Source organism: Bacillus sp. ISL-75 (assembly GCF_018613095.1).
This window is the reverse complement of the sequence record NZ_JAGGQX010000044.1, coordinates 17,063-41,224: the sequence shown is the minus strand read 5'-3', so window position 1 is coordinate 41,224 and position 24,162 is coordinate 17,063. Positions and strand designations below refer to the sequence as shown.

Below are 24,162 nucleotides of genomic sequence, written 5' to 3'. Positions count from 1 at the left end.
CCTTATTCTATTAAAATAAATTTCCATTTCCATTAAAAGGAATTTCATATAGATCTGAACTTAGCTCCATATTCGGATGCTGTTTTACATATTCAAGTAAAGGCTCAGACACTTCAATTTCACTTAACACTAATGTATTTTTTATGCGGACTAATTTGACGTTTCTAAAATCTAAAATATTGCATGTTTTAATAGCAGCTTGGATCGCTTGTTTATCGTTTGGTAATGTCGTAGCAATTTTTGTAGGAGCAACAACGGTGGAAGTTAAGCCATTTGCATAAGTTCCTTCTTTATCCATCTTGTCTATTAGCCGTTGTGTCGTAAAATCAGCCGTTCCTACTCCATTGGCATTACCCTCTGATTGATGTGTTACATCGAGCACCACCATTTTGTTAACTTCAGGTCCACCAGATGCATACGGTGTTGGATAACGTCCCGTAATATTCGGATCCATACCATCACCACTAATATTTTTACCTATTTCATCAATTACAAGGACATCCAATTGATCAAAGAAAAGCTTTGGTAATAACTCTTTTGCTTGTTTTTGAAGTTCATGTTCTTTATTAATAATCTCTTCTGGAGTAAGTACATCAATAATTGCAACTTTATCAAATGCATTTTCAACTGTTGCAACTCCGAAAAGTATGGGGGTCTCTTCCATGATGATCTTTGCCATGGCCGGGACATTTTCTGCCATATATTTAAATCCCATTTGATGACAGGCCTCTGCCCCTTTTTGCTTTCCTAATCCAATGCTAATCATTTTCATAATTCCACTTTCTACTGGTCCACGAAAAGCTGTGTGTGGTTTCACACGATTAATAACAACGATTCCGTCCGCTTCAGAAGCAAATTTATCCACATAAACTGGTAATCCATTCGGCAGCTCACTAATCTTTACTACATCCATTGAAGATCGAATCTCGCAACCGACACTTTCTTCGGTTACACCAAGATGCGCTAAAACTTCGCGTTGACCCTCTGCAGTCGCCCCCCCGTGACTCCCCATGCTTGGTACAATGAAAGGTTTAGCTCCTAAATCTTTAAGAAACCTGACTGTTACCTCAGTAATTTCAACGAGGCGATCAAGTCCGCGGCTGCCAACAGCAATCGCAATTTCCATCCCAGGCTGTACTTTTTTCTGAATATGTACTTGCTGTAATTGCTCCTTCAGCGTAGTACCAAGGTCATCAATCTTTGTGTTATCAAAGTGAACTTTGACCTTTGCCATTTTAGGAACTGGAATATCTTTTAATAATTCTTGCAGGATACCCATGTTTGTATCACTCCTTTTTTTTACCTATTAAAGTTTTCCTCATTCTATTACATTCCATGTATTGATGAGGCTATAATGAAATCCCCCTGTAATCCCTTACAAAAGAAACTAAAAAAAAGTATTATTTATTAATTTGTTTACCAAACAAACTAATTACCTGTATAATATCATTATGACTAAATTACGTCAATATTAATAAGTTATTTCCTTTTAAAAATGCAAGGAGGTTCTTTATGCTCACAGGAGATGCAGCATTTATCAAAAAAATGAACAAGTCTTTAATCTTAAGTAAAATTGTTGAGCATAAATTGATATCTAGAGCAGAGCTTGCAAAAATTACAGGATTAAATAAAGCAACGATCTCTGTACAGGTATCAGATTTATTGGACAAAGAATTAATTATTGAAACACAACAGGAACACAAAAGTTTGGGGAGAAGGCCAATCATGCTCTCAGTTAACCGAGAGGCGGGTTTTGCCCTGGGAATTGACCTAGATAAAAATTCAATTACTTTTACCATATCAGATTTAATTGGTACTTCTATTCAGACAGATATAATTGAAATGCAAGTTTCTGAATATGATGTCATTCTTAAGTTATTAATAGAACAGATTACTTGTTATAAATTTAAATTCGCCCATACTCGTTACGGTCTTGTTGGTATTACCATTGGAATACATGGAATTGTAAATAAAGATGAAATAATTGATTTTGTCCCTCAACACGGTTGGCGAAACAAAACCTTAAAAAATGACTTAGAAAATGAAATAGGAGTCAATGTTTACATCGAAAATAATGCCAACTTATGCTCCATTGCGGAAAAAGTGTATAAACACCACCAAAGTAACAACCTATTATCTGTCAGTTTGTATTCTGGAATTGGTCTTGGATTTATTATCAATGGCGGATTATTCAAAGGATTCCACGGTTACGCTGGTGAGATTGGACATATGATTGTCGTTCCAAATGGACTCCCCTGCCGTTGCGGAAATTTGGGATGCTGGGAACAATACGCTTCCGAATTGAGCTTTATTACCCAATTTGCTGAAAATCAAAAAGAAATAGCTTTCAACCTTGAAGATTTTCAAAATCGGATCAATGAACATGACCCTGTTTTCCTAAAAGAGATAGATCGATTTATTATGTATCTTTCTATTGGATTAAATAATTTAATTAACCTTTATAATCCTGAAATCTTAGTGGTAAATAGTGAAATCCTTCGTTTATATCCTAATGCAGCTGAAGAACTTAAAGCCCATCTCTCTTCTTCGATTAGCCATTATTCGGAATTGTTGATCTCAGAATTTGGCAAAAGGGCGTGTATCATGGGTGCCTGTGCTTTGACCATTCAAAACTTTTTAGGGGTTTCAGAGCTTTGTTTAACTTTGTGTGAGGAGAACTTTCTCGATAAATAGAATACGCAAAAAGTAAATATAAGCCTTCATTCCAGAAGGCTTTTTCTTTTTCATTTGGAATGAATGGAATAGCGAGAAAATCGGCGTAATTATAAGAAAAAAGAGGATGTGAACACTTTCATAACCAATGTTCCCGTTTTCATCGCGTTTGTTTCCGTTTTCAGTGAGTTTGTTTAAATTTTGATAATAAATGATAATAAGAGTATCAAATTACTAGGAGGAATTGTAATGAAATATCTAATTAATTTAGTAGTTAAACAAATTGAAAAAAATGGTGAATACATTCCATTTCATCTTTCTGAACCAATCAGAACCAATTCACATAAATAAAATGTGAATTGGTTTTTTTTGGCTTTGTTAAACTTGGCTGTTGATTTCCGCTCCAATCAACTTGGCTATGAAATCAACAATATCCTATAACACAGCCTTAAAAAAAAGAAAGTGCCTGACACCATAGTGCCTGACACCCAATTTACTTAATTTCCTTTTACGGTCGTTTTAATTTTAAAACCATTCGCCAAATCCTAGTTTTCTCAGGTGATTTGCTGAAATTTCTAAACAATCAAATGGGTCGCGGCCATATGTATCATCTTGTTCTACCAAGAAATATTGTGCTCCGCTCTCCAAACCTGCTTCGATAATCGACTTAATATCAAGGTTGCCTTCCCCAAGCTCCGCAAATTCAATTGTATTCGTGAAGATTTGAAAGAATTTAGACATATCTTTAAAGTCTACTTCACTTAAATCCATCTGTCCGATTCGGTAATCCTTTAGGTGCAATAAAGAAATACGACCAGCGTATGTTTTAACAAACTCGACCGGATTTACACCTGCTCTTTGTATCCAGTGAACATCTAACTCAAAACCAAGTTTGGTTGTGTTATTTTTAATGATATCCAATAAATATTCACCATCATATTTTTGGAACTCCAGATGGTGTGTATGGTAATACAATTCAATTCCATGTTCTGCTAATCTATGGGCCATTTTTTCTGCCTTTTCAATAAAATCCATGATTCTATCTTTATGACCCATACAGGTAAGCGGCAACATTCCGATTCGTAAAAAATTACAGTCCAGGGTCTTACAATCATTAACAATTTTTTCAAAGTCATTCGTTAACGTCTCGCCAGGCGCACCAGGTAGCATTGGTTCTAAAGCAGCAGAAAGAGCAGCAATTTTGATATCAAAATCTTCACTTGCTCTTTTTATCTCCGCTACGTTTTCTTCTGTCATTGGAATTTGTGATACTTCTACAGCACCATATCCAAGCTCTCTTACTTTTCTCATTGTTTCATAGGCACCGAGTTCGTCCACTTTGCCTTTTAGCATCATCATTTGAACGCCGATTTTACCTTTTTTCATGGTTACCCCTCCATTTTTATTGTTTGTTTTGTCTCGGAAGATTTCCGAATTGCATCAATCATTTCAATTGAAACTACTGCATCCTTTGCATGAACATAATCATGAGTGCCCTGTAAAATACAGTTATAGAATTGATTGATTGTTTTCGCATGGCTGGCACCATAATAGAATTTTGAGCCAGGCAGCTTAGCATCTTCTACCAATTCTTCCTTTTTTCCCTCTTCATTTATTCTTGTGAGAATACTGTCTTTAATGATGAATTTACCCTTTTCAAGATATACTTCAAGCTCTACACTGGAGTTCTCTGGATTGGCATTGGTTGAAAAAAATAATCCTCTTGTACCGTTTTCGAAGAGTATATGTGCGGAAGCAGTATCTTCCACTTCAATCCCATAATCCAATAATTGGTCCACTGAACCTCTTATTGATTCTATTTTTCCGCCGACTAGCTGGATTAAATCCAGTGTATGGAGAGCTTGATTGATCAAGGAACCGCCCCCGGCATACGCCATTTTTCCACGCCATGGTTTCACATCATAATAAGCTTTTGGTCTGTACCAAGCCACCAACCCTTTAACTCCTGTGACCTTGCCATATTCGCCGCCTTTGACAATCTCCATAAGCATTTCAAACGACTCATTATAACGGTTTTGTAAACACACACCGATTTTAACATCACGGTGGTCTTCCTCTAGTTTTACGAGTGCCTGTCCCTCTTCCGTGTTCAAGCCCAACGGCTTTTCTTGAAAAACATGAACACCCTTTTCTACACAAGCTTTTGTTATAGGATAGTGTAGATAGTGAGGCAGGCAATTATGGACAACATCAAGGTTTTCTTTTTCAAGCATCTCGTGATAATCTCGATAAAAATTTACCCCAGGTACGTTATCTTTTAATGATTCATCAAGATCACAAACTGCCACTAACTCAGCATTTGGGTTCGCTTGTATAGCTGGAATATGAATTTTCGAAATATCTCCAAGCCCTATTACTGCTACTTTTAGCATGAGCTTCTCCCCTTTTTTGAAACGAACTCAAAGCTGCATTAGCGATGAGTTCGTTTCATGCGTTTGATTACTTTCTAACCGGATATTTACCTTCTTCTGCAATCCGTTTATTTAATTCTTCTAGGAATAAATCTTCATCAAATGGTATTTCCACTTCCTTGCCTAACCAGGCTGACAGGTGCATAGCATTTGCAAGTCTAACACCATTAATGCCGTCGCTGCCAGGTGCTAATAATGGAGTACCTTCTACAATCGCAGAAGCAAAGTCATCTAATACAGCAATGTGCTGTTCGCCCCAAACATTGCCAAAATCAAGTACTTCCTCAGTGAAAATATCACCTGCACCGCCGCCCATAAACAGCTTCATAACATCTGACATATCCATGGAATTGCTCATTTCATTTTCAGATTTCTTCAGGCGCTTGATGGTTACTTTCTTACTATCGTCTACCACAATTTTTCCTTTATCGCCCAGGATTTCTAGACGGTCAGTCCCCACTACATCGTGTGTACGAGTTACAAATACACCAGTAGCACCATTTCCATAATCAAATACTGCTGTCACATCGTCTTCAACAACAATATCTCTTTGAGAGCCAAAGTTCACTTTTGCATAAACCTTTTTCGGCATGCCGCAAATCCATTGAAGCAAGTCAATTTGGTGTGGCGCTTGGTTTACAAGGACACCTCCGCCTTCTCCGCCCCAAGTTGCTCTCCATTCACTTTGATTGTAGTACCCTTGAGGTCTCCACCAAGTAGTAATAATCCAGTTGGTACTGCGAATGCTGCCAATCTCACCATTATCAATAATTTCTTTTACTTTTTTATAAAGTGGATTTGTACGCTGGTTAAAGAAGATGGCAAACTTAACTTCAGGTTTTGTTGCTGCAAAGTCGTTTAACTCTTTAACTTGTTTTGTATAAACACCAGCTGGTTTTTCCACTAATGCATGAATGTTTCTTTTTAGTGCTTCGATTCCCATTTCAGGATGGAGATAATGCGGAACAGTTGTAACGACCGCATTAACGTCACCGCTTTCCATCATATCGATATAATTATCGTAGAAAGGAACACCAGGATACTTCTCTTGCGCTACTTGTTTTTTAGCAGGATCATTATCACAGATTGCACCAATCACCATGTTTTTAACTTTTCCTTCAGAAATGAAATTAGCGTACATACCACCCTCTGCACCTAATCCAATAATCCCTAATCTTACATCAGCCATAATTAAATTCCCTCGCTTTCAATTTTTTTAAGAATTTCTATAAGTGCTTCATATTGAAGCTTGTAGCCGCCTGCACCATCCAGCCCTTTGTTGTCCTTAATGATCTCAGTTGCATCCTCAAGTTCTAAATCCTTTAGTGAATCAAAGAGAACGAGGTGTGGCTCAAGAGTTAAAAAGCCTTTGTAGCCGCTCTTAATAAATTGAGCTAATAGCTCAGGTATTTTACCTTCGCCAGTTCCACAGACAACGTTTTGACTATCTGATGTTACAGCATCCTTAATGTGTATATAAACAATCTCGTCTTTTAAGAGATCGTAACACTCTTGTGTGTCCTCACCGCACTGTACGAAATTAGCGAAGTCAAAAATCCCTTTAAAGTAAGGAGAATCTACTTCTGTTAAAATCTCATGACAGCGTCTTCCGATATCACCAAAGATATCCTTTTCATTTTCATGCAGCAAAATCACATTGTATTTTTCTGCAATGGCCGCATATTCCTTTAGCTTACTAACAACTTGACTACGATATTGGTCTGCATCCTCACCCTTAGGAATATAGAAGCTGAAGATTCGCATATATTTACAATCGAGCAAGTTGCTAATTTGGCAAAGCGTGTCCAACGTTTTCTTTTGCTTAGCAAAGCCCTCTTCATCATTGATGAATACCTTTCCAATTGGCGAGCCTATGGAAGAAACGCCAATACCGGCTTTTTGAAGCCTGGGCAGGACATTTTCGTTTATTTCATCAACAGTAAAATCACCAATATTTTTCCCATCAATACCACGAAGTGATATATATTTCATTCCTAAATTTGATACAACTTCAAGCTGTGTATCAAATTCTGATGAAATTTCATCTGAAAATCCTGAAATCATTAAATCTTGATTCATTATGATTCTCCCTTCTTTATAGGAATGCTGCGATTAAGTTTCGTTTTACGATACTTTGATGGAGTGGTACCAACCTTATCTTTAAAAAATCTGCTAAAGTGGGCAACGCTTTCAAAACCAGCAGCACTAGATACCTCTGAAAGCGACTGATCTGGCTCCATTTCTAACAAATATTTTACTTGATTGAGCCGACAAGCCATTACATACTCCATCACCGTAAACCCAGTGACTTCCTTAAATATATGTGAAACATAGTACTTACTCAGATTTAACTCTGCCGCAATTTTGTCTAGACTAACTTTCTCTGAATAATGGTCATTGATCCACGAGGCAATTGTTTCGGCATGAACTTCCTTTTCCGATTTTTTACTCGTTACATGTGACAATTCCTTTTGACTCATTTTATAAATTCCCAACAATAATTGAACCAATTCAAGTTTCACTTCAGCTACTAACAGTTCATTTTTTTTACCGGTTCGTTGCATTTCATCATCAATATGTTTCAGCGAGCTAACTATTTCCTTAATTCGCCCATCAACAAATTGTCCCGATTCATCATATCCTGTTCGAAGCAAGCAATTGTTAAGTTTTTTAAATGGATCTAACAAATTAGGAATACCAAGGGCATTCAGAGACTCTTGCAGCCAAGTCGGTGAAAAATGAAGCATACTTCTGGTGTAGGTATTCTCAATGCCCGGATTAGGTTTATGCAAGGTTAGACCATCTAAAAGGATGATGTCACCAGGCTGTAATTCATAAATCCGATTGTTAATTAAATACTTACAATCACCAGAGTGAAAAAAATAAATTTCATATTCTTTATGTGAATGAAAATCAAAGTTTCTCGAGTACATCCCCTTCATTCGGTAGAAAGCAGTGATCCACTCATCCATTAATTTCTTTCGATAAGTAAAGGTAGTTGTCAGATCCAGATCCATAACTCTCACACCCTTAGAACAAGCGTTGTCAAAGTTAATTTGGTAACTTAACTTACTTTAAGTATATTGCACCTAGATACAAAAATCATTCTCCAATACTGCTTAAAAACATTTAATTTTTGACTAAGATTGCTTTCAATTAATAAATTATAGACAATTTCTTAATAAAAAAAGAGACAAAACCAGCTTATTAGGCTAGGTTTTGTCTCTATTAATGGCGTTACACATCAAATTGTTTATTCCATCCAGTTGGTATGGAATACGCCTTCTTTATCAACACGTTGATACGTATGTGCACCGAAGTAGTCACGTTGTGCTTGTAAAAGATTCGCTGGAAGTGTTTCAGTACGATAGCTGTCATAGTAAGCAATTGCGCTTGCAAATGATGGAACTGGAATACCACGCTCAATTGCCACAGCAAGAACTTGACGTAATGGCTGTTGATAGTTTTCAACAATTTCTTTGAAGTATGGATCTAACAATAAGTTTCTTAATTCAGGGTCGCGATCATACGCATCTTTAATCTTTTGTAAGAATTGTGCACGAATGATACAGCCTCCGCGGAAAATCATCGCGATATTACCGTATTGAAGATTCCAATCGTATTCTTCTGACGCTGCACGCATTTGTGCAAAACCTTGTGCATAAGAAACAAGTTTACTCATATATAGTGCTTTACGAACAGCTTCAATTAATTCTTCTTTATTGCCTTCAAACGCCTTAACTTCAGGTCCATTTAGAACCTTACTTGCCTTAACACGCTCATCCTTCAAAGCAGAAATAAAGCGGGCAAATACTGATTCTGTGATAATTGGAAGTGGAACACCTAAGTCTAGTGCATTTTGGCTTGTCCATTTACCTGTACCCTTTTGACCAGCTGTATCAAGGATTAGGTCAACCATTGGTTTACCTGTTTCTTCATCCACTTTTGTAAAGATATCAGCAGTAATTTCAATCAAATAGCTGTCTAATTCGCCTTTATTCCATTCAGCAAAGACCTCATGAAGCTCTTTTGCATCTAAACCAAGGACATTTTTCAAAATAAAATAGGCTTCACAGATTAACTGCATATCTCCATATTCAATTCCGTTATGAACCATTTTCACATAGTGACCAGCACCATTTGGACCAATATACGTACAGCAAGGATCGCCCTCTACTTTTGCAGAAATGGCTTCTAAGATTGGTTTAACAAGGTTATAAGCCTCTTCTTTACCGCCTGGCATGATAGAAGGACCTTTTAATGCGCCTTCTTCTCCACCTGAAACGCCAGTTCCGATGAAATGGAATCCTGCTGTCTCTAGTTCCTTATTACGTCTGATTGTATCTTGGAAGAATGTATTCCCACCATCAATTAGGATATCGCCTTCTTCAAGAAATGGCTTTAAAGAGTCGATGGTTGCATCTGTTGCAGTACCAGCTTTAACCATTAATAAAATTTTGCGAGGCTTTTCTAAAGAATTAACGAATTCCTCAACAGTATTTGCACCTACAAAGTTTTTTCCCTCTGCTTCATTCTTTAAAAACTCTTCTGTTTTATCGTATGAACGATTAAATACAGCGACAGAATAACCACGGCTTTCGATATTTAGGGCAAGGTTTTTACCCATAACAGCTAAACCAACTACACCAATTTGTTGTTTAGACATACTATCCCTCTTTCATTATTAATACTACTTAGATAACCATATTTCTTTCATTAATACAATTAAAAAGTGCTTTTTAGCGTCTTAAAAAATATTTTTCAGCATTATCAAAACAAATATTCTTTACCATTTGCTCCATTTGCTTCATGTCATTCGGCGCTAACCCTTTTTCAACCCATTCGCCAAGGAGGTTACATAGAATTCGGCGGAAGTAATCATGACGTGCATAGGATAGAAAACTGCGAGAGTCTGTCAGCATGCCGATAAAGTGACTGAGTAATCCGACATTTGCAAAATCCTTCATTTGTCTCTCCATACCATCGATATGGTCTAAAAACCACCAGCCAGAGCCTAATTGAACTTTTCCTGGAATCCCTTCTTCATAGAAGTTACCCATCATTCCAGCTAAGACTACATTATCTTTTTGGTTCAAGTTAAATAATACAGTTCTAGGAAGTGCATTTTCCTGATCAAGGGCATCAAGGAATCGGGATAGCCCCTCAGCCATATTAGCTTCTCCAACTGAGTCAAATCCTACATCTGTTCCAAGCAATTCCTTCATCCTTGTGTTGTTGTTTCGCATTGCTCCCATGTGAAGCTGCATGACCCACTGCTTTTCTGCATACATTTTTCCAAGTTCTTTTAAGAGGAAAATACGATAGGCAATCATTTCATCATTTGTAAGTTGTTCACCGCTAATACGTTTATTGAAAATCGCTTCAACCTCTTGTTTGGTTGTTTCTACATATTCCATTTTTTGAATATCATGGTCTGAGGCACGGCCCCCATTTTCATGAAAATACTCTACTCTTTGTTTCAAAGCTGTTAAAAATCCATCTAAGGAATCCGTTTTTATGCCTGAAACATCCGCCAATTTTTCAATCCAGCTTTTGAAAGTTGGACGTTCAATAAAAAGCGCACCATCCGGACGGAATGTTGGAGCAATAATTGTTTTAAAGGTCTCATCATTTTTCAGTAATTGATGGAATTCTAATGTAGAGATTGGATCATCCGTTGTTCCAATAAACTTTACATTTGATCTCTCAATTAAAGCTCTTGCACTGAATTCAGGCGTCTGTAACTTTTCATTACATTCTTCCCAAATTTCACGAGCTGTCTCAGGACTTAATACTTTATCAATACCAAAGACCATTTTTAATTCTAAGTGCGTCCAATGGTATACTGGGTTTCCAATTAAATGTGGAACTGTCTCTGCCCATGCTGAGAATTTTTCCCAATCACCCGCATCTCCAGTAATGTATTGCTCTCCGATACCATGCATGCGCATTGTTCGCCATTTATAATGGTCCCCACCAAGCCAGATTTGAGTAATATTTTCGTAAGACTTATTTTCCCAAACTTCCTTTGGATCTAAGTGACAGTGAAAATCAAAAATTGGTGAAGATGCTGCGGCATTTTCATACAGTTTAACTGCAGTATCTGTATTTAACAAAAAGTGTTGATCCATAAATTTTTTCATCGAATACCTCTCCTTTAGATAGAAATTCATACGGTAAATGCACATCTGTAACCCCTTACAGAAATATATAAGTATTTGTTATCAGATCATTCTCATTTAATTTGTTTAATAAACAAATTAATTACATTCCTAATTTATCATGTTTAATATGTTTAGTCAATTAACTATTTAGGAATTAATAGAATAATAACGACCTTTTAATGAAAGAACTGATATAATAAGAATATAAACAAAGGAATGCACGAAATGGAGGATAAAAATGGTTACGGGTGATGCGGCATATATAAAAAAAATTAATCGCTCTTTAATCCTTAGAGAAATTGTTAAAGAAGGAATGATTTCGAGAGCAGATCTATCCAAAGCCACTAACTTAACAAGAGCAACCATCTCAGCACAAGTTGCAGACTTATTAGAAGAAGGGCTTATTATAGAGACACAGCTTGAGCATTTTTCGGTTGGAAGAAAGCCGATTATGCTCTCATTGAACGGACAAGTTGGCTATGCACTTGGTATTGACCTTGATTATGGTCAAATATCATTTACATTATCAAACCTTCTTGGCTGTCCTGTTTCATCTAATATTATCGAAATAAATACTTCTAATTATGCAGAGATTCTTCATCTTTTAATTCAACAAATCAAAAAGTTCAAAGCAGATTGCACTACGAGCCGCTATGGTATTGTAGGAATTGTTATCGCCATCCATGGTCTGGTCACAAAAGACGAGGAGATCCACTATGTTCCACGGTTTAATTGGCATGATATTAATCTCAAGCGTGATTTAGAAAGAGAATTTGATACGGCTATCTACCTTGAAAATAATGCAAATCTAAGTTCTTTTGCCGAAAGGGTCTTTGTGCACCATGAAACAGACAACTTGTTATGTGCGACCCTCTATTCTGGGATCGGCCTAGGTATGATGATGAACAATGAGTTTTTTCGAGGAAATGACGGATATGCTGGTGAAATAGGTCATATGATTGTTGTTCCACAAGGAAAACCATGCAATTGTGGAAATAAGGGTTGCTGGGAAAAGTATGCTTCGGAATCGGTCATTTTTGAACATTTATCTAAAAAACGACAAATAAAGAATCTAACTTACGAACATATTCAAAATTGGCTTAATGAAGGTGATGTGGAAGTGCATGAATTGATGGAACAATTCCTTTTCTACCTTTCCATTGGATTGAATAATATGATTAACATGTATAATCCAGACGTACTCGTGCTTGATAGTGAACTGTTGCGTATGTATCCGGACTCTCTCGATAAAATTAGTGGAAATCTAAATTCTTCAATTAGTCATTACCGGGAATTAATGATCTCTACTATCGGGAAAGAATCGTGTGTCCTTGGGGCATGTGCACTTGCTATCAAACATTTTCTTGATGTCCCGATGTTAAATTTACCTTATGAGATAAAATCCAATCGAATTGGAAGCGTACTCATTTAGAACTTGATTACCCCTTCTTTCAAGGAAAAACCCCTTTTAGCTAGTGCTAAAAGGGGTTTTTATCGATGTTCATTACGCACTTTTTAAACTATCATTCACCTTTTGTTTTTCTTTAAGTTCATCAACAATCTTTTTATAAAGATCCTCTGTTAAATTATACAGAACAATTAAGATAACCGCTGCAATTAAGTTTAGTCCGGCTGGAACGATGAACATTAGCCCTTTTATACCAAGGAGTGCGCCAGCAGTTTGCTCTGCATTTGGAACATAACCGATTAATCCAAGGGCAACGCCAGGAATAAAACCAGCTAACGCCTGTGCTAGTTTACGGAAGAAACTGTAACTTGAATATACAATTCCTTCTGTACGTTGTCCTGTTTTCCATTCGTGATAGTCCACTGCATCCGCAACCATTACCCATGGTAAACCTAGTGCAAAGCTAAGACCTAAGCTTCCAATGGTAAGTAATATAAGGAAAGTCGGTACGTTAGCTGGTAGAACAAAGTTCGCAACATCCGCGGCAATTCCAATAAAAAGACCGATAATAAATGTTTTCTTTTTTCCAAGTCTTTTAACAAGTGCTGGAATAAAAAATGAACCAATGACAGCGATTCCAATACTAGTAAATGAAAGCAAAGACATAAGACCTGGATTTCCTAAATTATATTGTAGGTAATATAACTGAACAGCCGTGCGTAGGTTACTCCCAGCAACCATAAACAAACAAACGAAACATAGAGCAATTAGCGGTCTATTACTTAGCAATAATTTGAAGAGTTTTGACATCGGAAGCTTTTCTTCTTCTTTTTTAGGGACCCTAATCACATTTTCATTTGTATTACGATAGCAAATATAATGGAATATGACCCCAATTAACGCCATCGAACCGATTCCCACGGTATATCCTAATTTTTGATCTGGAAAATATAAAACAATTGGGATAACAACCATCCCAGAAATAAGCATTGCAAATTGGCTGCCAATAGCTCTGAAGGATCCAAGAGATGCCCGATCCACAGAATCTTGGGTCATGGAAGCTGCGAGTGATCCATAAGGAATATTAACAATGGAATACGACAACCCAAAGGCCATATAGGTTATAAAAGCAAAGACAATTTTTCCTGTATCTGAAAAGTCAGGTGCCATGAATGAAATGATAGTCATAATGGCAAGCGGAATCGATCCAAATAAGATGAACGGCCGAAACTTACCTCGTTTCCCCACCTTTCGTTTATCTACAAAAGCACCTACTGATGAATCTGCAAATGCATCAAAAATCTTCGATACTAAAAATACGAGGCCGCCCCAATAAGCCGAAATTCCTAAAATATCTGTATAGAACTTAAGCAAATAAATTTGCCCCATATCAAACATAAATCCGTTACCCACATCACCTAAACCATAGGAGATTTTTTCTTTTAAGGTTAATTTTTTTTGGGCATTATTCTCCATCATGTCTCCCTCTTCCTTTTATATTAATTAAATGTGTTTTACCTGTAACCCTTTTCAAAACTACAAAGATTATATGGTTGGAATAGTAAGCTTGAAAAAGATTTTTTTAATTTGTTTAATAAACTAACAAATTAACTTCATTGATAGAATACCACCGTCGACAAATTTCGTCAATAATAATTTGTAAGCGTATATCATCCTGTCCAACCCATTTATAAACATTTATCCAGCAAAGATCAATAATGGAGTTCATAACATAACAGAAAAGGCTCCGATTCGTATGAAACGGAGCCGATATTTTCCTAATTTAAAATATCACTTAAGACATGATGAAAAAAGATAGCTAACAGATGTTAGCTATCTTCCTTCTGGTAATATTGAATTAATGTTTGCCTTTTCTCCTTTCAGCTAAATCAGCTGTAAGTTGTGCTGTACGCTTTTTGTTTAATGGATAACAGAATACAATAATTAGGAACACAACAGCAAGTATGATTGCAGGTACTAGAGTTCCAAGTGTATGAATTCCTTGAAGCGTATCAGCTGTTTGTGCTTTAAGAGTTGGATTATAACCAACAGCTGCGATTGCTGCACCACCAACGCCGCCAGCTACTGCTTGACCAACTTTACGTGCCATAGAATAAATCGAGTAAACGGTTCCATCTTCACGTAAACCAGTTAAATACTCATGATAATCAATAACGTCAGTAACGAAAGCCCAAATGACAAGGTTGAAAATTCCATAACCAAACATCCCAATTGTTAATACACCAATAAATTGTGTTCCAGTTAAATTTGGAAGGAAGTACAAAATCGTATATATAACTGTTGCTATTAATAAACCACCAGAAGCCACTTCTTTTTTACCAAATTTCGCAACTAATGGTTTAACAAATGGCATACCTACAAATACTGCAATAGCTTGAAGAAGACCAACCATACTTAGTGCTTTAGCATTTCCGAAGTAATCTTTAAATAGATAAACGTTTACTGCACCAATTAGCATAAAGCAAACCAAGAACAATAATGAAGCAATGAGGAACCAAATTAATGGTTTGTTTTTTCCAAGACCTTTCATTGTTTGTCCCAAATTCACTTTTGGTTTAGTTGTTTCATCCATTACAATTCGTTCAACCGATAATTTATAACAAGCCATATAACAAGCAAGTGCAAGTCCACCGAAAATTAATGCAGCTAATATGAAGCGATTAGCATCTGGTTTGTTGTTAACAAACAAAATCATAGGGCCAACCACGTTAATAATTAAACCAGCCAAGTTTCCACCTAATGTTCTCCAGCTTGATAGTGCTGTACGTTCAACAGGATCTCCTGTGATAACTGAAGCCATTGATCCGTAAGGAATATTAACTGTGCTATATAGTGTTCCCCATATAATATATGTTACGTAAGCATAAGCAAGATAAAATCCATCTGACATTCCTGGAATGTGAACAAACATTAAAACACCACAAATAACAAGCGGGAAAGACATTCTAAAAATCCAAGGCCTGAATTTGCCATTTTTCCCTGCTTTTCTTGTATCAATAAAACGGCCCCATGATACGTCTGCTACTGCATCCCACAAACGGGCAAGTAAGAATAATCCACCGACTGCTGCAGGATTAATATGAAAGACATCTGTATAAAAAACCATTAAGAATGCGGCAACTAGAACAAAGAAGAAATCGTTCCCCCAATCACCAAACATATAACCAAGTTTGTCTTTCATTCCAAACTTTCTAAATTCATTTGCAGAACCTTGTACCACAGCGGCTTTTTTTGCAGTTTGACTCATTTTTGACCCCTCCATTATGCATTTAGTTTTTAATCTAACCCGATTACCTATACCTTTAAATCCTTAAATCTTTTTGAACCTTCAGTACTTTGAAATCCCTTTCAAAGATTATTAAAAAAATATTAGTGCATTTCTTTTAATTAGTTTATTGAACTAATTAATTAGTATAGTTGTATCTTATCATCGACTATTTACTCAGTCAACAGATTTTTGTAAGCGTTTAATAAAAAAATTTTCCAAATATTAAGGTCCCTTCTCTTACGTGATTAAGTGCTTAAGATAGTTTGTAGTCAGAAGTAGTATATTGATGTAATTAAAAAAAAATTGACACTAACTGTTCAAGAACGTCACAAGGGAGCCTTTTTTAATCTAACTTTGTCATAAATATCTAATTCATAGTATAATTGAAAAGATGCAAATAATTTATGAAATAATATTGCACAATAGCTCTAAGAACTTTATTCACTATTCCAGGAGAGTATGCATGTTAAAAGATTTTGTTTCAAATGCCTCACTATTAATTGCTTCCTTTTCTATTATGGGAGTGTTATTTAAAGATAAGCCAATTAATCCTTCCTCTCCGCTATCCTCAAAATTATATTGGGGATTTTGTTTTGGAGTTCTAGGGAATATTTTAATGTCGTTTAGCATTCAAATAAACGCAACCACGATTGCTGATCTACGCCATTTGGCAATAGTGATCGCTGCAACTTTCGGTGGATATATCCCAGCAATATTGGCTGCAGTCCTTATTGCAGCAGGAAGAATCCTTTTTTTTGGTATGAATGAATCTTCCTTACTGGGAGCAATCGGGGCTGTACTAACAGGGAGCCTCTGTGGTGGAATCGCAACATTAAACTATTCCAGAACTTTAAAGGCTTTCATAATGAATCTGATTGGTTTATTAATTGTTTCAATCATTTTCATTATCAGAATTGACAACTTCCAAATGCTCAAAAGTGTTTTAACCATACATTATTTAATTTCTCTCATTGGTGGTTTTTTTGCTTATCATTTTTTTGTTTTCGTGGTGAAGTCATACGAAGTACAAAATCAATTAAAGCATAATGTCATGAAATTGAAGGAAACTGAAGAACGTTTTCGCCTCATAGCTGAATATTCAAGTGACATGATTACAATGCACAACGAAAAAGCCGAATATATTTATATTTCACCCGCTGTAAAAGAAATTATTCATTTTGAGTATCCTGAACTTCTCGGAAAAAAAATGGAGGTTTTTATTCATCCAGATGATGTTGTACAAACAAAAGACATGTTTGAAAAAGCACTTCTTGAGGGTGGGGCTGAATCAACTTACAGGTACCGTACGAATAAAGGAGATTATGTTTGGATTGAATCTACTTTAAAAAGCGTTCATTTCGAAGAAGATGGAAGTAAGAAAGTCATTATTGTATCAAGGAATATTACTGATCGAAAACTTACCGAACAAAAACTACAAGAGGCAAATCAATTACTCAATCAACTATCCTACTTAGATGGACTAACAGGGATTGCCAACAGAAGATATTTTGACGAAACACTTAATAAAGCATGGGCTAATTCTTCTATAAGTCATACGCCAATCACATTAATTATGTTTGATATTGATTACTTTAAAAAATACAATGATACATACGGCCATCTAACTGGAGACTTTTGCTTACAATCAATTGCACAAGCTATTAACAATCAAATGGCTGTTAACTCTCATTATACTTTTTGCCGTTATGGAGGTGAGGAATTTGCTCTCATCTCTCCTTCTACAACCATGGAGGAAGGGATGAAAATTGCTTATCAAATTCAGGAGACAATTAAGTTACTTAAAATTCCTCATATTAGTTCTGACATTGCTGATATTGTTACTTTAAGTATTGGATTTGCCACAATGGTTCCAACAACTTTAGAAAAACCGCAAGCATTAATTCAAATGGCTGATTCGGCATTATATTTATCTAAGACAAAAGGTAGAAATACAATTTCATCTTCTCATTTAAGCATGGAAGGCTTGTAAATAATACAAGCCTTCCTTTTTTTATCAATTCAAAACATATTTTTCTAAATATTATGCAAATTTTGTTGTATAATGCGGTAAATACATGTAAAATTTTCCTATCAGCCCTTTTTGGATGGTGAGACAATGGAAATTACGAAACATCTTTTCTTAAACCTCTCAATATATATCGTTTTATTGTTTTTTTGTTTAATTTTTTTCGATAATTATAAAAAATTCACCCTATCCAAACCCTCACTTACAATCTTTTTTATTGCCATGTTATGGTTATGTATTCAATTTTCATACAATCCGATTTCATATGTTCGATATGATTTAAGGATTATTCCTTTGGTTTTGGGGGCCCTTTATGTGGGAATTGGCCCGATTCTTATAGGAGTAATTATTATTATTCGGGGATTCTATGGTTTTGATTTAGGCTTTTTTCAAACCATTATGCTTTATGCACCTCTCTCGATAATATTCTGGAGATTATATCCTTGGTTTTTAAAGCAAATTCCAGTACGCCGTATTTTCGTTACAGTATGTTTGGGAATAATCCTCGGCGTTATTACAGTTATCGGGATGAGTTTCGCCAATACTCATTCCTATTGGCTGGATGCGTGGACTGCGTTCTTATTCATTCCCTCTCTCGGGATTGGGATCATTTCATATGGGATTGAATTTGTCAGAAGAAATAATGAAATGCAGCAGCAGCTGATTAAAGCTGAAAAGTTAAAAGCAGTTGAACAAATGGGAGCTGCCATTTCCCATGAGATTCGAAATCCACTAACTGCAGCTAGCGGGTTTGTTCAGCTCCTGCAAGATGATTATCTTTCAAGGCATAAACGGAAAGAATATTTATCGATTGTAAAAGAGGAATTAATTTCGGCTGAACGGGTTATTCAAGATTATTTAACCTTTGCAAAACCATCGCTTGAGGCATTTGAAGAACTAAATGTAAAAAGTGAATTACGGCAAATAATTAATATTCTTCAACCCTTAGCCCATCAAAATTCAGTCGAGATTAACACAGACTTTTCAGTGATTGGGTTTATAAAAGGGGATGGCCAAAAGTTCCGTCAATGCTTTGTGAATGTCCTCAAAAATGCGATTGAAGCAATGCCTAATGGAGGTTATTTAACTGTCACAACGGAGTATAGTAAAAACAATGTAACCATTAGTGTGAAGGACACTGGTGTAGGAATGAACATAGAACAACTGGAGCGATTAGGAGAACCATTTTATTCCACAAAAGGAAAAAATGGAACAGGCTTAGGTATGATGGTGGTTTACAGCATTGCACGTGCAATGGATGGTACGGTTTGGGCTGAAAGTGAAGTGGGAATGGGAACCACTTTTCATTTTAAATTTCCAACGATTTCGTCGATAATGAAAAAGGAAAATATTATCATTTAAAAAACAAACCGACAAAAGATTAACTTTTGTCGGTTTGTTTTCACTTTATTTACCAATAAACATTTGGGTCCAGTGTTTGCCTGTCGCTTCAAATCCTACCCCAATATGAGTAAAATTTGAACTTAAGATATTTTTACGATGCCCTTCACTGTTCATCCAAGCTGTTACTACTTCTTGTGGCGTTCGTTGTCCTTGTGCGATATTTTCACCTGCAGATTTATAGGTCACGCCAAAGTCTCTCATCATGTCAAATGGTGATCCATAGGTAGGGCTTGTATGTGAAAAATAATTTTTTTGCTGCATATCCAACGATTTTTTCTGTGCAACACTGTTTAACTGTGTGTCCGCCTTTAGAGCAGGAAGTCCGTTTTTACTGCGTTGGGCATTTGTTAGGTCAATTACTTGTTGTACGTATTGACTAACTGTCCCAGTAGCCGGTGCATTATTTTGTGTAGTAGCTGGCTGTTTTGGTGCAGGTTGGGCTTGTGGTGGAGCTGGCCGTTGTTGCTTCGGTGCTGGCTGTTGTTGGATAGGTGCTGGTTGCTGTTGAATTGGTGCCGGTTGTTGTTGAACTGGTGCTTGTCCATTCGGTCTTTGCTGCTGAATATAAGGTTGGATCTGTTGGAGTGCCAAATTACCTAGTCTAGGATCGAGACGAATAAACTGGTACTTTGCATCTTGGATTAATACCGCCCTTGTATGAGGGTATTGATTACTGTTCAAATTTGTTTGATATGCAGAAATCATATCATCATTGTTGTTGTAATTTTTCTTATTTTTTCGTTTATTGTTATAAAAATTTACATCAGAATCAGATTCGCTGTTATTATTGTTCGTATAATCCTCAGTTAAAGGACCATTGTGGTCGATCCCATCATCTCTCCCATTACGTACATCCATATAAGGGGTATTGTTTCTGTTATTCGTGTTCATTCCTATACGATTTGACCCTTGATCATTTATCTCTTTATTATCATTGTTATTACAAGCAGCAAGGCCCATTGTTAAGACCGCTGTTAACAGTAACCCAACTGGTTTTTTTATCAATCGAAATACCTCCTTTTGAAATTCATGTTGCCTTTATAGTGTTAATGTTTTTCAAAGAAAGTATTGATGGAAAATAAACGTATTTAATAATCGGGTATAATAACAATTTTCCACAAAAAAAAACCAACTATTGAAACTGTCGGCTTGTTTTTAAGGGTCAATTTTCCAGCATCGGAATTCGGCCTTTATATTTGTTAATAAGGTCTCGATTATGTTCTTCGGCACCATCTGCATTGCCACTTTTAAAGATTGGCGGTTCAAAATTATTTTCAATCATTATGCGGATGGCTTCAACCATTATTCCGTTAACAATTGCTGTCCCTACAACCGTTGAACCTGAACCAAAGTTTACACCAATTGACTCGTGCTCCATTAATGCATCACCCACTTTAATATGATTATCAATGGAAAGGTCAGCCGTATGATACAAATATTTACCATTTTTATGTCTTGACTTCACGGTTTTTGTATAAACATACGATGTGACGCTAATGACAAATGCACCTTTATTTTTAGCAATCTCGGCCACATCAATTGGCACAGGATTCCTGCCAGAGGTTGATGCGACAATGACAACATCTTGAGGTAGAATCTTAACATTTTTCATGAATTGTTCTGCAAAATCATTTTCTTTTTCTAATTGAGAGGAGCGAACCGCCCCTTTATGCAGCATTAAATCTTCTATTAGGATTGGATTAATTGGAACCAGTCCACCAGCTCGGTAAAATAGTTCTTCCCCAAGCATATGGGAATGTCCGCAACCAAAAACATGAACAATCCCATCCTTTTGGATGCACTTGGCCACTTTCTTTGCAGCTTTTTTTAGGTTTTCATTTTCATCTTTTTCGATTAAGCTTAATATTTCTTTAAGCTTAGAAAAATAAAGATTGAACAAGATAAATAATCTCCTTTGTTTTCAGCGTTTCATCTGAATCATAAACTTGTAACGATCCGCCCGATATACAGATTTAACAAATTCAACCGGGGTAGTATCTTTAAGAAAAGTATTTCTTTGGATTAACATAACTGGTGACCCTTTGCTAATCTTTAAATAATTTGCCTCACTTTGGCTGGCAACTGATGATTCAATAATCTGAGAAGCGCTATCAATTTTTAAGTCTAACTGTCCTTCAATATGTGCGTATAGGGATTTATTTACAATGTGTTCCGTAAGTCCTTTAACGAGATTTGCTGAAATATAATTTGTTTCTAAGGCCATTGGGACACTATCTGCCATACGAATCCGTTTGATTTCATAAACGGGTCCATATTCTGAAATCAAAAGCTGATCTGCTATTTGTTTTGTCGCGGGTATAATTTCAAAGTGGATTAATTGGCTCCCTGGTTCCAATCCTCTTGCCTTCATATCTTCTGTGAAGCTTGTTAATCCCTGAAGGGGCTGTTCGATTTTTCTTTCTGCAACAAATGTTCCTTTTCCTTGCAAACGATATAAATAGCCCTCATTTACTAACTGTGTAAAGGCCTGTCTAACGGTCATCCGGCTAATTTGATATTTCTCCGCATATTCTCTCTCAGGAGGGAGAGAATCACCAGGTCGCAATTCGCCGTTTTCAATTAACTCTTTGATATATCCTTCAAGTTGATAATAAATTGGAATGGGAGAATTCTTATTAATCATTTTCCTCCAACTGCACCCTTTCCTTTACATTGGCACCTTTGCGCTATAGTGAATCTTTAGATCTGCTATTGCCGCTTTATCTGCAATAATTGTAACACAGGGATGATTTTTCAACACGGATGCAGGAAAACTTTCATTAATTTCGCCGTTCAAAAGTCTAAACAGTGCTTCTTTTTTCTTTTCACCTGAAACGAGAAGAAGAATTTCTTTGCTTTTCATAATGGTTGCAATCCCCATCGTAATCGCTTTTGTAGGAACCTCATCAATTCGGTTAAAAAATCTTGCATTTGCTTGAATGGTTGAAGGTGCTAACTTTACAATATGCGTTTTGGAACCAAAGGAAGTTCCTGGTTCATTGAATCCAATATGCCCATTACTGCCAATTCCGAGAATTTGTAAATCAACGCCGCCATGCTTAGCAATTAAATCTTCATAACGATTGCATTCTTCTTGAAAATCAGCAGCAATACCGCTTGGAATATTTGTTTTAGCTTTATTCATATCAATATAATTAAAAAGTTGGTTATTCATAAAATACCGGTAGCTGTTCTTATTATCACCTGATAGTCCCATGTACTCATCCAAATTAAATGTGGTTACTTTCTGATAAGACGTCCCATTCATTTTGTGATCCTCGATTAGACTTTTATAGGTTTCGATGGGTGTCCCACCTGTTGCTAATCCAAGTTTAATACTTGGATTCTGAACTACCTTTTCAATGATAAATTCAGCCGCTCTGTTACTCATTTGTTGATAATCATTTACCTCAATAATCCTCATTTTGAGTTTTCCTCCCTTTTAAATGCAAGAGCCCCACGGCAAAGTGTCATATAAACTTCCAGCTGCTCATCTAAAATGACAATGTCTGCATCTTTTCCAACAGCAATACTGCCTTTCCGATCATACATATTCAACTGCTTTGCTGGATTCACGGAAGCCATTTCAATAGCGTCTTCAAGTGGACAGCCAGTGTAAGCAATAATATTTTTTACTGCATGCCCCAATTTTAAAATACTTCCTGCAAGGGTTCCGTCCACAAGGACTGCTTTTCCATTTTTTACTGTTACCTCTTGACCACCAAGATCATATTTACCATTTTTCAAACATTTCGCCCGCATGGAATCGGTTATTAAGATTAACCCTTCACTTTGCTTTTGTTTGAAAGCAAGTTTTACCATTTCCGGACGAACATGCACCCCATCCACGATAATTTCAGCTTTTAATTCATCTCGTAAAAAAGCTGCACCCACGACACCGGGTTCACGATGATGCAGTCCCCTCATTTGATTAAAAAGATGGGTTACGTGGTTTGCACCAGCATCAATGGCTTCATCAACCTCATCAAAGGTTGCATCGGTGTGACCAATTGATGCAATGATCCCATTTGACTTTAAATATCGAATCATTTCTAGTCCACCTGGACGCTCTGGGGCAAGTGTAACAAGTTTAATATTCCCATTTGTAAGGTTTTGCCATTTTTGAAATAAAGCAAGGTCCGGGTCAATAATATGCTGTATCGGCTGTGCCCCTGCTCTTTTTGCGTTTACAAACGGCCCTTCAAGATGGAGGCCAAGTATTTCGGCCTTTCCATTTGGTATCTGCTTTTCAATGTATTGCCCTGCATTTATTAAAGCATTTTCAATTTGTTTACCTTCTTGGGTCATTGTTGTGGCTAAAAAACTCGTGGTTCCTTCTTTCGGTAAAGCTGTAACCATTGTGTCTAGTGCTTCCTTAGTGGCGTCCATCGTATCAGCACCATTGACCCCATGAATATGAACATCGATTAAACCGGGAATTGCTTTATAGTGCCCAGGAAGCTCAATAACTTCAAATTCATTCTCCTTTTCAAGTTCTTCCATTGATCCAATTTCCACTATTTTTCCGTTATTTATTTTAATAAATCCATTTTCAATTAATATATCTTCTGCATAAACTTGGATTCCCTTAAGCAAAATATGATTAATTTTTTGAATCATTGAAATTACTTCCTTTCGGGTATTTCTATACTATATATTAGCATCACCTTTTTCTAGTTGTCTATACCAATTTGATTGAATCGATAAACTTAAATTTTTTCATCTCTCGGCCATCAAGTATGGTAAAGGAATTTAAATATTTATTA

General features: G+C 36.3%; 19 protein-coding genes. 4 read left to right on the top strand and 15 right to left on the bottom strand.

What is annotated here, in order from left to right; genetic code table 11:
• Positions 1-10: 10 nt before the first annotated feature.
• Positions 11-1,279, bottom strand: coding sequence for a nickel pincer cofactor-dependent isomerase, group 22 (locus J7E63_RS18180; RefSeq protein WP_215014847.1), 1,269 nt, complete (start codon positions 1,277-1,279; stop codon positions 11-13).
• 233 nt (positions 1,280-1,512) lie between these two features.
• Between J7E63_RS18180 and J7E63_RS18175 the strand changes: the two genes are divergently transcribed.
• Positions 1,513-2,694 (top strand): ROK family transcriptional regulator, encoded by a 1,182-nt coding sequence (locus J7E63_RS18175; protein ID WP_215014845.1) that lies wholly within the window; start codon positions 1,513-1,515, stop codon positions 2,692-2,694.
• A gap of 504 nt (positions 2,695-3,198) precedes the next feature.
• Here the strand turns inward: J7E63_RS18175 and J7E63_RS18170 are convergent.
• The 7 genes from J7E63_RS18170 to uxaC form a co-directional block, all read right to left on the bottom strand.
• Positions 3,199-4,059, bottom strand: a complete 861-nt coding sequence (locus J7E63_RS18170; RefSeq protein ID WP_215014843.1) for a sugar phosphate isomerase/epimerase family protein — start codon at positions 4,057-4,059, stop codon at positions 3,199-3,201.
• A 2-nt stretch (positions 4,060-4,061) separates the two neighbouring features.
• Positions 4,062-5,066, bottom strand: a complete 1,005-nt coding sequence (locus J7E63_RS18165) for a Gfo/Idh/MocA family protein (protein ID WP_215014841.1) — start codon at positions 5,064-5,066, stop codon at positions 4,062-4,064.
• Between the two features lie 67 nt (positions 5,067-5,133).
• Entirely contained in the window at positions 5,134-6,294 is a 1,161-nt protein-coding gene (locus tag J7E63_RS18160; RefSeq protein ID WP_215014839.1) for a Gfo/Idh/MocA family protein, read from the bottom strand.
• A gap of 2 nt (positions 6,295-6,296) precedes the next feature.
• A complete protein-coding gene (locus J7E63_RS18155) occupies positions 6,297-7,184 on the bottom strand; it encodes a sugar phosphate isomerase/epimerase family protein (protein WP_215014837.1) in 888 nt (295 codons plus the stop codon).
• Entirely contained in the window at positions 7,184-8,122 is a 939-nt protein-coding gene (locus J7E63_RS18150; protein WP_215014835.1) for an AraC family transcriptional regulator, read from the bottom strand. Before J7E63_RS18150 ends, J7E63_RS18155 begins: the two co-directional genes overlap by 1 nt.
• Before the next feature lie 236 nt (positions 8,123-8,358).
• Positions 8,359-9,771 carry an NADP-dependent phosphogluconate dehydrogenase gene (gene gndA / locus J7E63_RS18145; protein ID WP_215014833.1) on the bottom strand — a complete coding sequence of 471 codons (1,413 nt, stop codon included), beginning with the start codon at positions 9,769-9,771 and terminating at the stop codon, positions 8,359-8,361.
• A gap of 73 nt (positions 9,772-9,844) precedes the next feature.
• Positions 9,845-11,248, bottom strand: coding sequence for a glucuronate isomerase (gene uxaC / locus J7E63_RS18140; RefSeq protein WP_215014831.1), 1,404 nt, complete (start codon positions 11,246-11,248; stop codon positions 9,845-9,847).
• Between the two features lie 259 nt (positions 11,249-11,507).
• On the opposite strand from uxaC, the gene J7E63_RS18135 reads away from it, so the two are divergent.
• Positions 11,508-12,701, top strand: a complete 1,194-nt coding sequence (locus J7E63_RS18135) for an ROK family transcriptional regulator (RefSeq protein WP_215014829.1) — start codon at positions 11,508-11,510, stop codon at positions 12,699-12,701.
• Positions 12,702-12,773: 72 nt separating this feature from the next.
• Here J7E63_RS18135 and J7E63_RS18130 read toward each other — a convergent pair whose 3' ends face one another.
• Together J7E63_RS18130 and J7E63_RS18125 are read right to left on the bottom strand one after the other, a co-directional pair.
• The gene (locus J7E63_RS18130) at positions 12,774-14,156 is read right to left on the bottom strand and encodes a glycoside-pentoside-hexuronide (GPH):cation symporter (RefSeq protein WP_215014827.1); all 1,383 of its coding nucleotides are present in this window, start codon (positions 14,154-14,156) and stop codon (positions 12,774-12,776) included.
• A 379-nt stretch (positions 14,157-14,535) separates the two neighbouring features.
• On the bottom strand, positions 14,536-15,945 hold the full coding sequence (locus tag J7E63_RS18125; protein ID WP_215014825.1) for an MFS transporter: 1,410 nt from the start codon (positions 15,943-15,945) through the stop codon (positions 14,536-14,538).
• A 484-nt stretch (positions 15,946-16,429) separates the two neighbouring features.
• Between J7E63_RS18125 and J7E63_RS18120 the strand changes: the two genes are divergently transcribed.
• Together J7E63_RS18120 and J7E63_RS18115 are read left to right on the top strand one after the other, a co-directional pair.
• Positions 16,430-17,956, top strand: coding sequence for a diguanylate cyclase domain-containing protein (locus tag J7E63_RS18120; RefSeq protein ID WP_215014823.1), 1,527 nt, complete (start codon positions 16,430-16,432; stop codon positions 17,954-17,956).
• 351 nt (positions 17,957-18,307) lie between these two features.
• The gene (locus J7E63_RS18115) at positions 18,308-19,354 is read left to right on the top strand and encodes an ATP-binding protein (RefSeq protein ID WP_308161974.1); all 1,047 of its coding nucleotides are present in this window, start codon (positions 18,308-18,310) and stop codon (positions 19,352-19,354) included.
• Positions 19,355-19,399: 45 nt separating this feature from the next.
• Here the strand turns inward: J7E63_RS18115 and J7E63_RS18110 are convergent, their stop codons facing one another.
• The 5 genes from J7E63_RS18110 to nagA form a co-directional block, all read right to left on the bottom strand.
• Positions 19,400-20,401 (bottom strand): CAP domain-containing protein, encoded by a 1,002-nt coding sequence (locus J7E63_RS18110; RefSeq protein WP_308161973.1) that lies wholly within the window; start codon positions 20,399-20,401, stop codon positions 19,400-19,402.
• Positions 20,402-20,558: 157 nt separating this feature from the next.
• The gene (locus tag J7E63_RS18105; RefSeq protein ID WP_215014814.1) at positions 20,559-21,296 is read right to left on the bottom strand and encodes an SIS domain-containing protein; all 738 of its coding nucleotides are present in this window, start codon (positions 21,294-21,296) and stop codon (positions 20,559-20,561) included.
• A 21-nt stretch (positions 21,297-21,317) separates the two neighbouring features.
• Positions 21,318-22,040 (bottom strand): GntR family transcriptional regulator, encoded by a 723-nt coding sequence (locus J7E63_RS18100; RefSeq protein ID WP_215014812.1) that lies wholly within the window; start codon positions 22,038-22,040, stop codon positions 21,318-21,320.
• 24 nt (positions 22,041-22,064) lie between these two features.
• A complete protein-coding gene (gene nagB, locus J7E63_RS18095; RefSeq protein WP_215014810.1) occupies positions 22,065-22,820 on the bottom strand; it encodes a glucosamine-6-phosphate deaminase in 756 nt (251 codons plus the stop codon).
• Positions 22,817-24,016 carry an N-acetylglucosamine-6-phosphate deacetylase gene (gene nagA / locus J7E63_RS18090; protein WP_215014809.1) on the bottom strand — a complete coding sequence of 400 codons (1,200 nt, stop codon included), beginning with the start codon at positions 24,014-24,016 and terminating at the stop codon, positions 22,817-22,819. Before nagA ends, nagB begins: the two co-directional genes overlap by 4 nt.
• Between the last annotated feature and the right edge of the window lie 146 nt (positions 24,017-24,162).

What these genes read in the sequence shown, in the direction of transcription:
- J7E63_RS18180 (WP_215014847.1), bottom strand. Translation starts at nt 1,279, where the DNA reads ATGGGTATCCTGCAAGAATTATTAAAAGATATTCCAGTTCCTAAAATG.
- J7E63_RS18175 (WP_215014845.1), top strand. Translation starts at nt 1,513, where the DNA reads ATGCTCACAGGAGATGCAGCATTTATCAAAAAAATGAACAAGTCTTTA.
- J7E63_RS18170 (WP_215014843.1), bottom strand. Translation starts at nt 4,059, where the DNA reads ATGAAAAAAGGTAAAATCGGCGTTCAAATGATGATGCTAAAAGGCAAA.
- J7E63_RS18165 (WP_215014841.1), bottom strand. Translation starts at nt 5,066, where the DNA reads ATGCTAAAAGTAGCAGTAATAGGGCTTGGAGATATTTCGAAAATTCAT.
- J7E63_RS18160 (WP_215014839.1), bottom strand. Translation starts at nt 6,294, where the DNA reads ATGGCTGATGTAAGATTAGGGATTATTGGATTAGGTGCAGAGGGTGGT.
- J7E63_RS18155 (WP_215014837.1), bottom strand. Translation starts at nt 7,184, where the DNA reads ATGAATCAAGATTTAATGATTTCAGGATTTTCAGATGAAATTTCATCA.
- J7E63_RS18150 (WP_215014835.1), bottom strand. Translation starts at nt 8,122, where the DNA reads ATGGATCTGGATCTGACAACTACCTTTACTTATCGAAAGAAATTAATG.
- gndA (WP_215014833.1), bottom strand. Translation starts at nt 9,771, where the DNA reads ATGTCTAAACAACAAATTGGTGTAGTTGGTTTAGCTGTTATGGGTAAA.
- uxaC (WP_215014831.1), bottom strand. Translation starts at nt 11,248, where the DNA reads ATGAAAAAATTTATGGATCAACACTTTTTGTTAAATACAGATACTGCA.
- J7E63_RS18135 (WP_215014829.1), top strand. Translation starts at nt 11,508, where the DNA reads ATGGTTACGGGTGATGCGGCATATATAAAAAAAATTAATCGCTCTTTA.
- J7E63_RS18130 (WP_215014827.1), bottom strand. Translation starts at nt 14,156, where the DNA reads ATGATGGAGAATAATGCCCAAAAAAAATTAACCTTAAAAGAAAAAATC.
- J7E63_RS18125 (WP_215014825.1), bottom strand. Translation starts at nt 15,945, where the DNA reads ATGAGTCAAACTGCAAAAAAAGCCGCTGTGGTACAAGGTTCTGCAAAT.
- J7E63_RS18120 (WP_215014823.1), top strand. Translation starts at nt 16,430, where the DNA reads ATGTTAAAAGATTTTGTTTCAAATGCCTCACTATTAATTGCTTCCTTT.
- J7E63_RS18100 (WP_215014812.1), bottom strand. Translation starts at nt 22,040, where the DNA reads ATGATTAATAAGAATTCTCCCATTCCAATTTATTATCAACTTGAAGGA.
- nagB (WP_215014810.1), bottom strand. Translation starts at nt 22,820, where the DNA reads ATGAGGATTATTGAGGTAAATGATTATCAACAAATGAGTAACAGAGCG.
- nagA (WP_215014809.1), bottom strand. Translation starts at nt 24,016, where the DNA reads ATGATTCAAAAAATTAATCATATTTTGCTTAAGGGAATCCAAGTTTAT.